This window comes from Amycolatopsis sp. NPDC051372, from assembly GCF_040682095.1.
Classification (GTDB): domain Bacteria; phylum Actinomycetota; class Actinomycetes; order Mycobacteriales; family Pseudonocardiaceae; genus Amycolatopsis.
Genome location: NZ_JBFBAF010000071.1, coordinates 1 through 13,314, shown reverse-complemented (window position 1 = coordinate 13,314; position 13,314 = coordinate 1). Strand labels below are relative to the sequence as shown.

The following is a 13,314-nucleotide window of genomic DNA, read 5'->3' as shown; positions in this document are numbered from 1 at the left end:
GGTCCACCCGCGGCCGCGGCGAGAAGGCCGCCCCGGCGGGTCCGCACCGGCAGACCGCGCGCCGCCGCGTTCACGCGCGCCGACACCAGCGCCCGACGCGACAAGTCCACCGCCAGCACCGACTCCGCGCCGGCCCGAGCCAGCGTGACCGCCAACGCGCCGCTGCCGGTGCAAAGATCGAGCCCCCGCGCTCCGGCACGCAGGGTGTTTTCGCGGACTGCTTCGGCCAGGAGGCAGGTGTCGGCCTGCGGACGGTAAACACCGGGCAGGCGGAGCAACGCACGAGCGGGCAGTTCACGGGCCCGGGGGAAAGCGGGGAACACCCGCGTCGCCACTCTGCCCGGCACGGCCTCTTCGGCAGGCATCGTCGTCACGTCGGCCTCCTCATCAATTGTGCTTGCGGCTACCCGGCCTCCGGCCCCGCAAACTTCCACGCGCTCCACGGTGGACTCGCCGCGATGACGTCCAAGGCGATGTCCACCGCCAATCAGCAGCGACCCAGGGCCACGCGGCCTCACCGAAGGCTTGGCGCACCCACGCGGCGTCCGTGGCTTTGAAGTGACGTTCTGTCGCGCCGAGACGTCGAGCCGCGTTCCGTGCCGAGACGGTTCTCTCCACGCCCGAACCGTTGAGTCCTGCGCCGCCACCTCGATCCGGAAAACGGTGCTGCCGGCCGCGCTCGGCGCGACGCGTACCCCCCACCGGACGTCGTCAACCGTCGATTTTTTCAAGCACGGGTTTACCGACATCCGGAGCGGGGAGGTGCGCGCCGGCAGCGCCTTCACGCCGCCGTTCGCCCGATGGGCGCAGCGTCGTCGGCCGCCGGCCAGGTCAGTCGGGCGGTTCCTCGGCGGGCGCCGCGCCGGCGCGGCGAGCGTCTTCGTCGAGGAACTGCCGGGGGTCGACATCGAGATCGGGAACCTCCGGGGTGCCGGGTGAGACCGGTTGGTCCGGGTAAAGAGGAGGGGTCGATTCGGCCATGGCCGGCGCCTTTCCGTGGTGTGGCGCTGTCGGTGCCGGACGCCGCCAAGCAGCCGACAGGTCCTGGGCTGGCGGGATATCCCCCGGTGAGCGTGCGAAACACGCCTGCAGGACGCCGGGTGGTCCGGACGCGGTTCCCGCGGGCACATCCGCTGCGCGGCTCCCTCGCACCCGGACGAAGTGACCGCATTGAGGTGTAGCCGCAACTCGGCGGGTTTATCCGGCACCGTGACGACAGCCGCCTGCGGTTACGTGCTCCCGCTCAGGCACGAGTGCGAGCCGGACCTGACCGAGCTCACCGGTTACCTGCGCCGGTTGACCACCCCGCGGAAGTGGTGGTCGTCGACGGCTCCGCCGGCCCGTGCTTCGAGCGGCACCGCCGGGCGTGGGGCACCGTCACGATGTGTCGTCCGACCCGGATCTCCGTTGCGCCAACAGGAAGGTCGCCGGCGTGATCACCGACCTGCGCCGGGTGTGGGCAGAACGGGTGATCATCGCCGACGACAACGGCCGCTACGACGCCCGCAGCCTCCCCGCGGTGGTCGGTGTCCGCTCGACGAGGCAGATCCGGTCGTGCCGCAGAACTACTTCCGGCCGCTGCCGTGGCGCTGCCGGTGGGACACCGCGCGCAGCCCCGTGAACCGCGCCCTCGGGCACGACTACCCCGGCACTCTGGCCGTGGGCCGCGAGCCTTTTCACCGGTTCGGCTGCTACGACGGCGGGGTGCTCTTAGAGAGTCTCGAACTGGTCAGGACCGTACGCGCGGGCGGCGGTACCGTGCGGCACCCGCTGTCTCCTCCGGTCCGCCGGCTGTCATCGGATGTGGCGACCTTCTGTCCCAGCGCGTCCGCCAGGCTTACGACAGCTTCGCTCAGCCGTGGCGGCTGGCCGCCGAACTCACGCTCATCCCGGTCGCGGTGCTGGCAGTTCGCTGCCGCGGACAAGCGTTCGGGTGGCCGTGCTCGTCGACGAGCGGGCCATCGGCGAGCCGGGGGCACCGCGGTGCTCCCGCCCGGGGCAGTACACAGTGGACGCCGCTGTGGCCGGCCGAGCGGGCGTGCGCAGCTGGTTGGCCGCGGCGCCCGCCTGCTGCGCGGGGACGCGCGTACCGCGGCGGACGGCTCCGCGTGGCGGCTCACCCGCCGGCCCGCTTGCGCGACCGCCGTGTTCCCTCAGCCGATGCGTCCGGCCACGAGGTTCACGGGGAGCCGCCCGACAGCATCGGCGAACCACCCGCGGCGGCGTCACCCGGATCGGCCGCGCGCGATTGACGGGATTCATCGCGGGTAGCCGAAAGCCATGACGAACACACACGACAGCGGTGGCGACACGGCCACACCACGCCGCCTGCTCACCGCGGTAGAGCGGGCACACGCTCTGGACCCGCCCGCCGAGCGAGTCGCAAAGGCGTTACGGCGGCTCTTCGGGAAAAAGGCGGGCCGGACGTTGCGCGGCCGCGAGCTCGGGCATCCGCTGCACCCGCTGGCCGTCACCCTGCCAATCGGGGCTTGGGTCTGCTCGGCGCTGCTCGATGCCTTGCCGGGCAACGAAACCGCCGCTCGGCGGCTCGTGGCCATCGGCCTGCTGACCACACCTCCGACGGTGGTGCTGGGTGCGGCGGACTACAGCGAGCTGGAGGAGCCGGCCCAGCGTCGCGTCGGGCTCGCCCACGCCGGAGCCAATGCCCTCGCCGCCGGGATCTTCCTGGCCTCCTACGTCGCTCGGTCGCGTAGTGCGTCCATGGCCGGCAAGGTGCTGAGCCTGCTCGGCCTGCTGGTGCTCAGTTCCGGAGGCGCGCTCGGCGGGCACCTGTCCTACGCCCAGGGCGCCGGCGTCTTCCGCTGGCAGCCCGGGAGCACGGAGACACCGCGATGACCGACTTCCTGGCGATCTACCTGCGCGATCAACTCGCGCTCGGCATGGTCTGGCGGGCAGTCGCGCGTCGCGCCCGGGACCACAACAAGGACACCCGCCTCGGCACGGCACTGGCCGAAGCGGCCGAAGCGATCGCCGAGGACGTGCGGACTTTCGAGGCGATCATGCACGCTCTCGGGGTGCGGCCCAACCCGGCCAAGGTCGCGCTGGCGTCCGTCGCGGAACGGTTCGGCCGCCTCAAGCGCAACGGCCGGTGGCTCTCGTACTCGCCACTGAGCCGCTTCCTGGAGCTGGAAGTCCTCGCAATGGGCATCGAGGGCAAGAAGATCCTCTGGCACACCCTGGGCGAGGTGGCCGGTCTGCGCGAACGACTCCCGGGTACCGACTTCGACGAGCTCCTCGTGCGGGCCGCGCGGCAACGGCAGACGCTCGAACCGTTCCGGCGAGAGGCCGGCACCCGCGCGTTCACAACGCAACCCTGAGCCGACCACCCGCCGCCTCCAACCCCGGCCCACGACCGAAGTCCCGCTCGCGATCGGCGAAGCGGCAGCACCGGCGCCGAACCGGCCATCGTGGACGGTCGCCTCCGCAAGAAACGCCGCCGAGTCGGCCAAGGTATTTCCCGGGGCCCACGGCTGTGACCCCGCGGAGCACGGCCGTCGTCCACCTGTGCGGACGACCTACTTGAGTGCCGCTCGGCCGCCCGGGCCTCGATCCGCCGGCCCCAGCGGCTGCCGTGCCTGGCCGCTGTTTCCCCTCGTTCCGGGCAACTTTCGATCGGACCGACACTTTCGTCAAGGCCGTGCTCCAGTTCAACCTCGCCTGCGACACCGTCCACCGCAAACAAGGGCTCGCCGCTATCGAAGACCTCGAAGCCGACGGGCTGGAGGGGCGCGTGGAACCCAGCGCATCGTTCGAAGAAGAGAACCAAGAACACAACCACGCATCTGGCACGGCCCGGACGGCGCCGGAGGCACCAGCTGGGCCGGCGAGGCCCAAATCGGGTACCTCATGAAACCCCAGCCTCTCGGGCCCCCGGCACCGCACCCAAGCCCGGCCCCGCCCTCGACGGCACCTACGCCCCGGCCCGGGACGGGCAAGTCGCGGCGAAGGGCAAGGCGAAGTCCGCCAAGCGCAAGCCAAGTGCCTGCGTACGGCGGCCGGGCGCACAGCCGGGCCGCGGCGTCGGCTGATTTCGCCCGTCCACGCCAGGAATTCACTCACCTCGTTCGCCGAACGGGCCGTTCACCTCTCGAGTCCACCATCGCCCGCCTTCAACGCAGCGTCCTCCTCGTCCTGGACACCCGTAATCCTCTACCGCCTCCCGTTACACCACGCATAGCCGTCGAGGCGATGTTCCTGGATCCGCAGGTGCAAATCCATGTCGGGATGGTCGGTGAGCTGGTCCAGCTTGCGCTCGGTGTCTTCACGCAGTCGTGGGTCCACGTCGGCTACCTCCTGATACCGCCGAGTGCTGACCTCGTGATCAAAGCTGCCGGTTCACGCGCTACTCGGCGTCCGACCGAACGCAGATACGCTCACGCCCGCAAACACTGGAACCATCTCGACAGAGACGTAACCGCTTGGCGCCGCGACACCGGCGAGACCGCTGTGTGCTTAGGACCTCGCAGAGCTGCGCGACCGAGGAGCCCATCGCGGTGGTCGACGTGCTCGCCGACAGACCTGAGGACCACCTGCGCCACCCGTACAAGGAGCGGCGCAGATGGTCCAGCGGCTGCTCTCCGGCGTCGCACCGCCGCTGCAGCTGGTGTCGAGCACGACCGACCGCAACGCCGCCCTGGCGCGGACGCGGCCGGAGGCCGGCGACGTCCGCATCAAGGGCGTCGTGGCCAAGCTGGTCGACGCCCGCTACCGGCCCTGCCGGACCGACGCGTGGGTGAAGGTGCGGCAGGTGACGGTCGTCAACGCCGTCGTCGTCGGCGTGGCCGGCGACCCCGACGAGCTGAGCGAGGTCGTGCTCGCCCGCCGCGACGCCGTCGGCGCGTGGCGCCAGATCGGTCTGTCCCTACCGCTGGCCCCACGGCTGGGCCGGCAGATCGGAGTTCGGATCACGCTCACCGGCGAGCCCGCGGCCGACACCTCCGCCGGCGGGCTCGGCCGCGGGCGGACGCAGTACCTTCCGGTGCGGCCCGAGGTCTTCGTCGAAGCCGAGACCGTCCCCGCGGTCGAGTCCTTCAGCAGCCCGGCAGCGGCCGCGCGTGCACCGCGCGCGGCCCGATCTCGACGCCGACGACGTGCAGCCCGGCCGCGGCGCGGCGAGCGCCGGCTCGTACTTTCCAACCTGGACAAACCGTTGTACAGCAAGGGGTTCTGCAAAGCCGAGGTCGTGCCGTACTACACGCACGTCGCGCCGTTCCTGCTGCCGCACATCAGCCGGCGGCCAGGCCACGTTCGTGCGATTCCCCGACGGCACCCGCCCCAGCGAATTTGGTGAGGTGTGCAGAGATCACGCGGTCCAGCTCGAGCGGGACTTTGCGCAGTAATCGGGTTTATGGCCGCGGCGCCAGGGTACGGACTGCCGTACAAACGGACGAGAGCCGCCCGTTCGAAAGGAGAGTCAGCCATGACCAGTGCAGCACGCCCCGCCAGCTCCGCCTACGGAGGGCAAGCCGTCCACGCCGGCCCGGCTCCTGCGGCAACCGCGAGGGAGACCAAACCGGCCTTCAAGACCACCGAATTCTTCGTCTTTCTCGCTGGTGTAGTCGCCATCGTCATCACGGCGCTGACGGTCGACGGCGACGCCAACACGGGCGGCGACCCGTTCAACGCCGAACAAGCACTTCGCTACATCACCTTCCTCGCAATCGGTTACATGATCAGCCGGGGCTTGGCCAAGGCAGGCGCCCGCCAGCGCAGTGCCGATCGCCACTAACACGACCATGGCCATAGTCGGCATCTCGACGCAGCAAAAATCTCCGAAAAAGTCATGCTGTGGGGCATGTCGTTGCGTTCGGAGTCACGCCGCCAGGTAAACGCCCGACGCCCCGGCAAGCAGGCGGCGTGGCTGGCCTTCGTGGACATCTCCACGCGCTACACCGCGGTGCCGCTGCGTTCGGACGAGGGGTCCTGCGCGAGGTTGTGCAGGACCTCTCCGACCTATCGGGCAGCTACGGACCATCGTGCGGACGCCGGGCCGCTGACCTCCCCGGAGGGGGGAGCCTGGTACCACCGGGGCCGATGCCATCATGACCGTTTGGCTCAGCTGCGGGAGTTCTTGTCCGGCATCCGCGGCTCGGAGGGCTGGCACCAGTCGGCGACGGGCGCCGCAGCCGGTGCCGGCGCATCTCGAGCGCGAACAGGCCTGGCCGCTCCACGGTGACTGCCGTGGCGCGCTTGCCCGCATGATGGACCAGGTGTCCCGCAGCAACCTCCGGTTCGGCCGGCTCGCCGCCGTCGGTGAACCCCCTTTGGCGCACAACTGCCCTGTGATCGGCGAAGACCGCGCCGTCGCCACTGCAGGCGGTGCCGACCTTGTGGGCGCGTTCACACGCCGAGCCGGCTGTAGAGGCGTCCGGCGAGGGCGGCGGCGAGCTGGTTGAGGTGCGCGGTGGGGTCGAGCTGGGCGTACTGGCCCAGCAACTCCGCCACGGCGTGCGCCTCCGTCTCCGACAACAGTGCGACACACCGCTCCCGGCGTCCCTGCTCGACCATCCGCCTGAGGACGCGGGCGTAGTCCTGGAGATCGCGCACCCCAGTGAGGCCGTACGGGTCGTGCCGCGCGACCGAGTCAGTCATCCCGCGTCATCCTTCCGAGTGTCGTTGTCCGCAGGCGCTGCGCGCTGACCTGCGGATCTTCGTGGCCCGGCGGTCGGCCCGCCAGAGCCTCAACAAATCTATGGCGACGGGGGTAGACATTCAACCTCAGGCGTGTGTAGTCTTCTGCTCATACCGAGAGAGACAAGGTCGAGCAGGCGCGGGAGATGACGAACTACCCGCGAGGTGAGACAGAACGGTCAGGCAGGACGAAGCCAATCGTTGGACAGGTTTCGGCTGGTGACCCGTGAAGTACCCCGGGATCGGGCAGGGAACACGCAAGCAGCAAGACCGATCCCGGCGAGGTAATGCAGTAGCAGGAAAGCAGCAGTGACAAGTCAGCTAGTGCAGGAACGGTCAGGTGGCCGGAGCCGATTCCCGACGGGGCTCCGGGCAGTGACCAGCGGCGTGACGCGTGCTGGGGCCGATCAGTGGAAGGGTTCCAGCCGGTGACGTTCGCAGCAGTCGCAGTACACGAAGTCGCAGTACATGAAGTGGTGCACAGTAAGAGGAAAATACAGGAGAGAAGGGAAAGGGCACATCATTGGATCGCCCGCAGCGGCTGGGCAGTAGTGCCGCGCGGGTACCGCAGTCCCATCGGATTGGAAGGTGGTTCTCGGTTACGAATAAGCGATCTCCGCACCGTCCGGCTCTCGGACGGACACCGCGGATACAGGAAGCCGGCCTCACAGTCGGTTGACAATGGTGAAACCCAAACCCCTGGGACCCCGGGTGCCGTGCGCGGCATCCGGGGTCCCTTGTGATGTGGAGGTGGAATGATTCCTGACCAACGCGAGACCCCCGCCCCCGGTTCGGGCGGGGCCGACAAGTTCGACGACGACCAGTACCCCGCCTACACCATGGGCCGGGCCGCGGACATGCTCGGCGCTACCCAGAACTTCCTGCGCAGCCTGGATGAAGCCGGCCTGATCGAGCCCCAGCGCTCGGCCGGCGGACATCGTCGCTACTCCCGCCACCAGCTGCGCATCGCCGCACGCGTACGGGAACTGGTCGACCAGGGCACCGCTGTCGACGCCGCCTGCCGCATCATCTCCCTCGAAGATCAGCTGCACGAAGCCCAGCGACAGAACACCGAACTCCGCTCCACCGAATAACATGCCGGGCCAGGGTGTGCCGCCAGGATCCCCGCGGCACGGCCCTCCCCCCGAGGCGACTCGATCAGCAGGCCTCCATAGATGCCTTGACCAACTTGACCTCAACAACACCCTTGCCAAGCATCAACTCTTCCTGCCGGCGCCGGGCGAAGCAGCATGAGATTGGCGCATGGGCGCGCCGCGTTCACAGCCGCCAACGGGGTCGACCTTCGCGTGCCTCAACACGGCCTTTGCTATTCGTCAAGGAGTTGGCAGGGTTTGATCTTGATCTAGCTGGGGCTTAGTACATGTACGTTTCGGCTCCGGCTAGTAAGATTTTCACCGTACAGTTATCTGCAACACCGCTGGTCAAGGTGATGGCGGTCCGGGCGCCGTGGTGTCGGGTGTATGTGGGGCCCTTCCGTACGCAGCATCCGCTTGGCGTGGTGGTCAACCGGCCCTCGGTGTGGCCTGACCGATGATTTTTACCGCGCCGTGCTGGTCTGTACGCCGATACCGACTCACGGGAGGCTGACGCCATGCGGAAACTGACCTTTGGCATGAACCTGACCCTGGACGGCTACATCGCCGCGCCCGGCGACGACCTCGGCTGGAGCGCGCCGAGCGACGAGCTGTTCCAGTGGTGGTCCGACCGGGTGGGGCGACGGGCCTGGCGCTGTACGGACGCAAACTGTGGGAGACGATGAGTTCCCACTGGCCGACCGCCGACCAGCAGCCCGGCGCCACGCCGGCGGAGATCGAGTTCGCCCGCCGCTGGCAGAACATGCCGAAGGTGGCGTTCTCCTCCACGATCAGCACGGTCGACTGGAACACCCGCCTGGTCACCGGCGACGCGGTCACCGAGATCACCCGGCTCAAGGCCGAGGATGGCGGCCCCCTTGACATCGGCGGCGCCACACTCACCGCAGCGGCGATGCGGGCCGGGCTGATCGACGAGTACGTGCTGGCCACCGCACCGGTCTTGGTGGGCAGCGGCACGCCGTTCTTCACGGCCCTGGACGACTGGGTGAACCTGACCCTGGTGGAGACCCGGACGTTTCCCGACGGCGTGGTCCTGACCAAGTACGAGACCAGGCGCTGAGTGCCCGACGTCGGATCGGCGCGCCTTCGGGCCGCCCAAGGATCTCGTGGCGCTTCGTTCCGCGCGGCGGCGCCGCGGCACCTCGGCGTGCACTCCGGCGGCATGGTCATCACGAAAGCGCCCGTTTCCGAGATCGTCCCGGTCGAGTGAGCCACCGCGAAAGACACGTCGATCTTGCAGTGGGACAAGGACGACTGCGCCGCGATCGGGCTCGCGAAGTTCGACCTGCTCGACCTCGGGATGCTGTCCACTCTGCATTACGTGATCGACCTCGTCGCCGAGCATCACGACGTCCACATCGGACTGCACGACCTCGACCTGGCCGACCCTGCCGTGTACGACATGCTGTTCGAAGCCGACGCTGTCGGCATGTTCCAGGTCGAGTCCCGCGCCCAGCTCGGCACGCTACCCCGGCTGCGGCCACGGCGCCTCTACGACCTGGTCGCGGAGGTCGCGCTGATCCGGCCCGGCCCGGCCCAGGGCGGCTCGGTGCACCCCTACATCCGGCGCCGCGGCGGCGAAGAACAGTGGCAGCACGCCCATCCCCTGCTCGCACCGGCGATCGAGCGCACCCTCGGGGCGGACCTGTTCCAGGAACACGTGATGCAGATGCCTGCGACGTCGCCTCATTCACCGCCGCCGAGGCCGAGCAGTTGCGCCGCGCGGTGGGCACCAAACGATCCAGCGCAAAGATGGAGCGCCTCGCCGGCCCGGTTCTTCGAGGGCGCCGCGGCAAACTGCGTGCCCCCGAGCTCGCGCGCGGATCTTTGACCAGATCCACGCCTTGTCCGGTTACGGTTCCCGAGGCCCACTCGATGTCGTTCACGCTGCTCGTGTACGCCTTGGCCTGATTCAAGCGCTACTACCCCGCCGCGTTCTGCGCCGGGCGGCTGCGCGCGCAGCCGATGGGGTTCTACTCCCCGCAGTCGCTGGTCGCCGACACGCGCCGGCACGGCGTCACCACCCACAACCCCGACCTCAACGCCTCGCTGCCACACGCCACGCTCGAACAAGACCCCGCCTCCGAGGGCAGTGTGGCGATCCGGCTCGGGCTGGCCGAGATCCGCAAGGTCGGCCAGGATGTCGCCGAGACGATCGCCGCCGAACGCGACACCGGCGGCCCCTGCACCTCGATCGGGAACCTCACCGAACAGGTGCAGCTCGACCGGCCCGTCGTCGAAACCCTTGCCACCGCGGGCGTGTTCACCGGCCTCAGCGCCGACCGCCGTTCCGCGCTGTGGGCCGCCGCCGCGACTCGTGCCGAGCACCTGCCCGGCCTCCCCCTCGGCCACGACGCCCCCGCACTACCGGGGATGAGCGCCTTCGAGCTCGCGTCAGCGGGCCTGTGGGGCCACCGGCATCACTGCCGACCGCCGCCCCATCGAGTTCCTGCGCGCCCACCTGGACCAGCGCGGTGCCATCCCCGCCGGCGAACTGCTCGCGGTCGTCGATGGCACCCGGATCAAGGTGGGCGGCGCCGTCACCCACAAACAACGCCCGGCCACCGCCGGCGGCATCACGTTCCTCGACCTCGAACACGAGACCGGCATGGCCAACGTAATCGTGTCGATCCCGCTCGACCTCAAGTCCTTGGCGTCGGCGTCTCGCGACTTCCGGTAGCGGTCCGCGTGATCGCGCGCCGTGTCGGGTCTCACGGCTGATGTCGAAATCTCACGCGCCGTGTCGCACGGATGTCATGTGCGACAGTGCTGTGAGATTTGGTTCGACACAAGGTGATGTCGCGACTAGTCGGCGCTGGCCAGCCAGATGTCCTCCATGTGCAGCGTGGCTTCTTCGGTGTGGCGCACGCGGAAGTAGGACATCTGGAGTTCTGCGAAGCCCCACGGGTTGTACGGATCCAGCACCCGATGGCCGAAGTGCTCCCAGGGAACGGTCGCAGGCTCCGCGTCGAGGTCGATGTAGGCCGAAGCGAGGACTTCAGCCTTGATGCCGAGTGCGCGCGCGATGGCGTGCGGGTCACCGTCGATGTGGAACTGGTCGGCGGCGGACCAGCCTTCGGTGTGCAGCTTCAGTCCACAGGGCAGGTGGATGGCGGTCTCGTCGTGGTTTTCCCCGCGGTCGATGTTTGCCGCCCCGATGATCCGGGCGTCGGAGTAGCGTTCGGCCAGGGCGCTGGTCACGCTGAGCAGTGTGCATTCGAAGCCGTCGTCCGCGAGGGCGAAGTCGGAGGCGGCGATGATGCTGCCCCAGCAACCAACAGCGACGAGGTCCAGGTCGGCTCGTGTATGCGGAGACGCGGAGATTGCGTCGGTGTGGGGAAGCTCTTCGAGCACGGCCTCGATGGTGGGGAAGGACTCGGCGAAGGCTCGGGCACGTGCCGGGTCGTGCGGAGCGAAGTTGGCGGGAGAGCTGCGCGAGTGGGGGTGGAACGGGGGAAGAACGACGGCGATGGTGGACTCGCCGTGGCCGTTGACTTCTTGGTCGTCGATCACACCGGTACCGTAGTCAAAGCCGAAGCTCCGGCCGGCGGATATTGCTGATCGCGAGCACGCCCGCTCCCCGTTTCGGCGAGCGCCCGTGGCATCAGTCGACTGCGCGGTCCAGCCGAACGGCACGATCGCCGCTGACGCCGGCTTTCTCTTCCGATGGCCGTCCTCGACTACCAGGAAATGCCACTGGGGTTGAGACTGATCCTGGTGACATCGTCGTGAGACCACCGAGAATCCGCAGGTTATTCAAGATCGACATGTTCACGCGCGATGGGACCCTACTGTGGGCTATCCGGTTGTCTGAGAAGCCGCTGGAGGCAGCGAACATCGTCGAAGTTCTCGCCGGGCTGGCCGGTGTTGTCAGCGCAGAAATGCGCGCCGCAGCACGACCCCGTGCGCGGTCACGATCGTCGTCCGGACTTGCCCGTGACTCCCAGCCAACCGCGTTGTCATCGAGCCGAAAGGATGTTCTGTCATCGGCTGCGGCGATGGGCCGGTTTCCTTGACCTTGCCAGCAATAGTGTCGCGGCCACTGCGACAAGTGGTGCCGCAACGGCGACGATCAAAGCCGCGATCACTGGTAGCCCGGCTGACGAGGGTGGGCCACCGGCCGGCGCGGGTGGCGGCGTAAAACGCAGCCGCGAGTCCATGTGATGCCATCGGGTCACCTCCAGGTAGATCACTCGCCAACTGCCCGCCCAGAGCGCCAACGCGGTTCCCACCGTCCACCACAGCCACCACGGAGAACGGGGCGAAGGAGACCCGGCCATGCTCATCCGCAGGCGCAATCGAGGATCGCCGTGCGCAACGTAGGTGCCGACACCCCGAGTGCCGCCAGGATTGGCGGCACCAGCCCAGTGTCGGCCGCGACCACCGCGGCGCCGAAATGGTGCGCGGCGACCTGAACCGCGCCGCTCCGGTCGGCCTCGTGCACAGCGGCGTCCAGGCACGACCGTGCCCGCCCGGTGACCGCCAGGTGCCCGGGCAACCGCCGCACCCGCGTGCGCCGACTCCGCGATGAGGGCGCCGGTCCAAGGCCGAAGCTGGCCTCGACCGCCTCCCGCACCGCCTGCAGATCGATGCCGATCGTGGCCAGCGCTTCGGCGTCCACTCCATCGAACACACTGTGCGGCCGGGCGAGCAACCGGTCGGTCTGCGCCGCGACACCACCGGGAGTGAGCCCGTGTTCCCGTGCCACCACACCCACCGGAGTGGGCGAGTACGCGACCGCGTAGAGCAGATGCTCGGACCCGACCCCGGGATGGCTCAGAGTGCGAGCGCGTTCCTGCGCCGTGCGCACCAGCGCGCGCACATCGTCGTCGAACCGCTGACTCCTCATGTCAACCCCCGAACTCGGCGTCCGTGCTTGCGGTGCACGGTCTGCTTGCTCACCCCGAGCCGGGCCGCGATGTCCTGCCAGGACCAGCCCGACCTGCGCGCCCGATCCACCTGCAGCGCCTCCAGCTCCTCGGTCAGCACCCGCAACGCCGCCACCGCCCGCAAGCCCACATCTGGGTCTGCGCTCGCCGCGCTCTCGGCGATCTCCGCCCGTTTCTCCATACAGTCAGCATGAGCTGACAAACGACGCACGTCAACATACGCTGACAACATTTCGGCCAGCGCAGAGCTTATCGGCGCATGCACCCTGGCGACCCTTCCCGTCCGGACGGCAAAGGCCAGAGTCGCACGCACGGCTGCTCTCACAAACGGTCAGTTACGCGAGTTCTGCGGTGTGCCGCCCGGAGCCGAAAAGCCGCACGTCGGTCGAGGGTGACGCGGCCATCTGTTCGACCTCCGCGAGTGGGAGTCTGCAGTCGGCCACCACTCTGTCCGGGCCGACGAGGTACTGGTTGTGAGACGCGTGCTTGACCGGTCGCTGCCCCTCCGCACCGCGAACGCCACCATGGGCCCATTCACCGGGCCCGGCCAGCCCGTCACTCGATGTCCGGCCTCGGCCCTTACTGGCCCTCGGGGTCTTCGCCGGTGGTGTCCGGGTCGAGTTTGGAGACTTGGTAGAGGGCGATGGCCCAGCCGTTTC

The 13,314-nt window shown here is 68.9% G+C and carries 16 protein-coding genes and 2 pseudogenes; 12 read left to right on the top strand and 6 right to left on the bottom strand.

All coding sequences use genetic code 11. The features are described 5' to 3' along the window. Positions 1-374 (bottom strand): 50S ribosomal protein L11 methyltransferase (locus tag AB0M56_RS49775; protein ID WP_364190469.1); only part of this gene is annotated, 374 nt, incomplete at its 3' end. A gap of 289 nt (positions 375-663) precedes the next feature. Here AB0M56_RS49775 and AB0M56_RS49770 point away from each other — a divergent pair. From AB0M56_RS49770 to AB0M56_RS49755, 4 genes are all read left to right on the top strand, one after another. Beyond that, positions 664-939, top strand: coding sequence for a hypothetical protein (locus AB0M56_RS49770; RefSeq protein ID WP_364190466.1), 276 nt, complete (start codon positions 664-666; stop codon positions 937-939). Positions 940-1,432: 493 nt separating this feature from the next. Continuing rightward, on the top strand, positions 1,433-1,621 hold the full coding sequence (locus tag AB0M56_RS49765; RefSeq protein ID WP_364190463.1) for a hypothetical protein: 189 nt from the start codon (positions 1,433-1,435) through the stop codon (positions 1,619-1,621). A 659-nt stretch (positions 1,622-2,280) separates the two neighbouring features. After that, positions 2,281-2,856 carry a DUF2231 domain-containing protein gene (locus AB0M56_RS49760; RefSeq protein WP_364190460.1) on the top strand — a complete coding sequence of 192 codons (576 nt, stop codon included), beginning with the start codon at positions 2,281-2,283 and terminating at the stop codon, positions 2,854-2,856. Continuing rightward, positions 2,853-3,338, top strand: coding sequence for a hypothetical protein (locus AB0M56_RS49755; RefSeq protein ID WP_364190458.1), 486 nt, complete (start codon positions 2,853-2,855; stop codon positions 3,336-3,338). The genes AB0M56_RS49760 and AB0M56_RS49755 overlap by 4 nt, the downstream gene beginning before the upstream one ends. Before the next feature lie 832 nt (positions 3,339-4,170). Here the strand turns inward: AB0M56_RS49755 and AB0M56_RS49750 are convergent. Beyond that, a complete protein-coding gene (locus AB0M56_RS49750; protein ID WP_364190455.1) occupies positions 4,171-4,302 on the bottom strand; it encodes a hypothetical protein in 132 nt (43 codons plus the stop codon). Positions 4,303-4,579: 277 nt separating this feature from the next. On the opposite strand from AB0M56_RS49750, the gene AB0M56_RS49745 reads away from it, so the two are divergent. Together AB0M56_RS49745 and AB0M56_RS49740 are read left to right on the top strand one after the other, a co-directional pair. Beyond that, a complete protein-coding gene (locus AB0M56_RS49745) occupies positions 4,580-5,311 on the top strand; it encodes a hypothetical protein (RefSeq protein WP_364190453.1) in 732 nt (243 codons plus the stop codon). Positions 5,312-5,440: 129 nt separating this feature from the next. Then, positions 5,441-5,749, top strand: a complete 309-nt coding sequence (locus AB0M56_RS49740; protein WP_364190450.1) for a hypothetical protein — start codon at positions 5,441-5,443, stop codon at positions 5,747-5,749. 611 nt (positions 5,750-6,360) lie between these two features. Here AB0M56_RS49740 and AB0M56_RS49735 read toward each other — a convergent pair. Beyond that, complete coding sequence (locus tag AB0M56_RS49735) at positions 6,361-6,612, bottom strand: hypothetical protein (RefSeq protein WP_364190448.1); 252 nt, start codon at positions 6,610-6,612, stop codon at positions 6,361-6,363. 794 nt (positions 6,613-7,406) lie between these two features. On the opposite strand from AB0M56_RS49735, the gene AB0M56_RS49730 reads away from it, so the two are divergent. From AB0M56_RS49730 to AB0M56_RS49705, 6 genes and pseudogenes are all read left to right on the top strand, one after another. Further along, positions 7,407-7,745, top strand: a complete 339-nt coding sequence (locus AB0M56_RS49730; RefSeq protein ID WP_364190445.1) for a MerR family transcriptional regulator — start codon at positions 7,407-7,409, stop codon at positions 7,743-7,745. Positions 7,746-8,263: 518 nt separating this feature from the next. Further along, positions 8,264-8,826: pseudogene (locus tag AB0M56_RS49725) on the top strand (dihydrofolate reductase family protein). After that, positions 8,827-8,976, top strand: a complete 150-nt coding sequence (locus AB0M56_RS49720) for a hypothetical protein (protein ID WP_364190443.1) — start codon at positions 8,827-8,829, stop codon at positions 8,974-8,976. It begins immediately after the preceding pseudogene. 24 nt (positions 8,977-9,000) lie between these two features. Further along, positions 9,001-9,597 carry a hypothetical protein gene (locus AB0M56_RS49715; RefSeq protein WP_364190441.1) on the top strand — a complete coding sequence of 199 codons (597 nt, stop codon included), beginning with the start codon at positions 9,001-9,003 and terminating at the stop codon, positions 9,595-9,597. A 134-nt stretch (positions 9,598-9,731) separates the two neighbouring features. Further along, positions 9,732-9,998 (top strand): annotated as a pseudogene (locus AB0M56_RS49710) (hypothetical protein); the annotation flags it as partial. Between the two features lie 295 nt (positions 9,999-10,293). Further along, positions 10,294-10,446 carry a hypothetical protein gene (locus AB0M56_RS49705; protein ID WP_364190471.1) on the top strand — a complete coding sequence of 51 codons (153 nt, stop codon included), beginning with the start codon at positions 10,294-10,296 and terminating at the stop codon, positions 10,444-10,446. A 125-nt stretch (positions 10,447-10,571) separates the two neighbouring features. On the opposite strand, the gene AB0M56_RS49700 is transcribed toward AB0M56_RS49705, so the two are convergent. The 3 genes from AB0M56_RS49700 to AB0M56_RS49690 form a co-directional block, all read right to left on the bottom strand. Further along, entirely contained in the window at positions 10,572-11,279 is a 708-nt protein-coding gene (locus tag AB0M56_RS49700; protein WP_364190439.1) for a DUF6333 family protein, read from the bottom strand. 769 nt (positions 11,280-12,048) lie between these two features. After that, positions 12,049-12,615, bottom strand: a complete 567-nt coding sequence (locus AB0M56_RS49695; protein ID WP_364190437.1) for a Clp protease N-terminal domain-containing protein — start codon at positions 12,613-12,615, stop codon at positions 12,049-12,051. Further along, positions 12,612-12,836 (bottom strand): helix-turn-helix domain-containing protein, encoded by a 225-nt coding sequence (locus AB0M56_RS49690; protein ID WP_364190434.1) that lies wholly within the window; start codon positions 12,834-12,836, stop codon positions 12,612-12,614. Before AB0M56_RS49690 ends, AB0M56_RS49695 begins: the two co-directional genes overlap by 4 nt. Positions 12,837-13,314 lie beyond the last annotated feature (478 nt).

Excerpts from the sequence above, each read along its gene's own strand:
- AB0M56_RS49760 (WP_364190460.1), top strand. The coding sequence starts at position 2,281 with ATGACGAACACACACGACAGCGGTGGCGACACGGCCACACCACGCCGC.
- AB0M56_RS49755 (WP_364190458.1), top strand. The coding sequence starts at position 2,853 with ATGACCGACTTCCTGGCGATCTACCTGCGCGATCAACTCGCGCTCGGC.
- AB0M56_RS49740 (WP_364190450.1), top strand. The coding sequence starts at position 5,441 with ATGACCAGTGCAGCACGCCCCGCCAGCTCCGCCTACGGAGGGCAAGCC.
- AB0M56_RS49730 (WP_364190445.1), top strand. The coding sequence starts at position 7,407 with ATGATTCCTGACCAACGCGAGACCCCCGCCCCCGGTTCGGGCGGGGCC.
- AB0M56_RS49690 (WP_364190434.1), bottom strand. The coding sequence starts at position 12,836 with ATGGAGAAACGGGCGGAGATCGCCGAGAGCGCGGCGAGCGCAGACCCA.
- AB0M56_RS49745 (WP_364190453.1), top strand. The coding sequence starts at position 4,580 with ATGGTCCAGCGGCTGCTCTCCGGCGTCGCACCGCCGCTGCAGCTGGTG.
- AB0M56_RS49735 (WP_364190448.1), bottom strand. The coding sequence starts at position 6,612 with ATGACTGACTCGGTCGCGCGGCACGACCCGTACGGCCTCACTGGGGTG.
- AB0M56_RS49695 (WP_364190437.1), bottom strand. The coding sequence starts at position 12,615 with ATGAGGAGTCAGCGGTTCGACGACGATGTGCGCGCGCTGGTGCGCACG.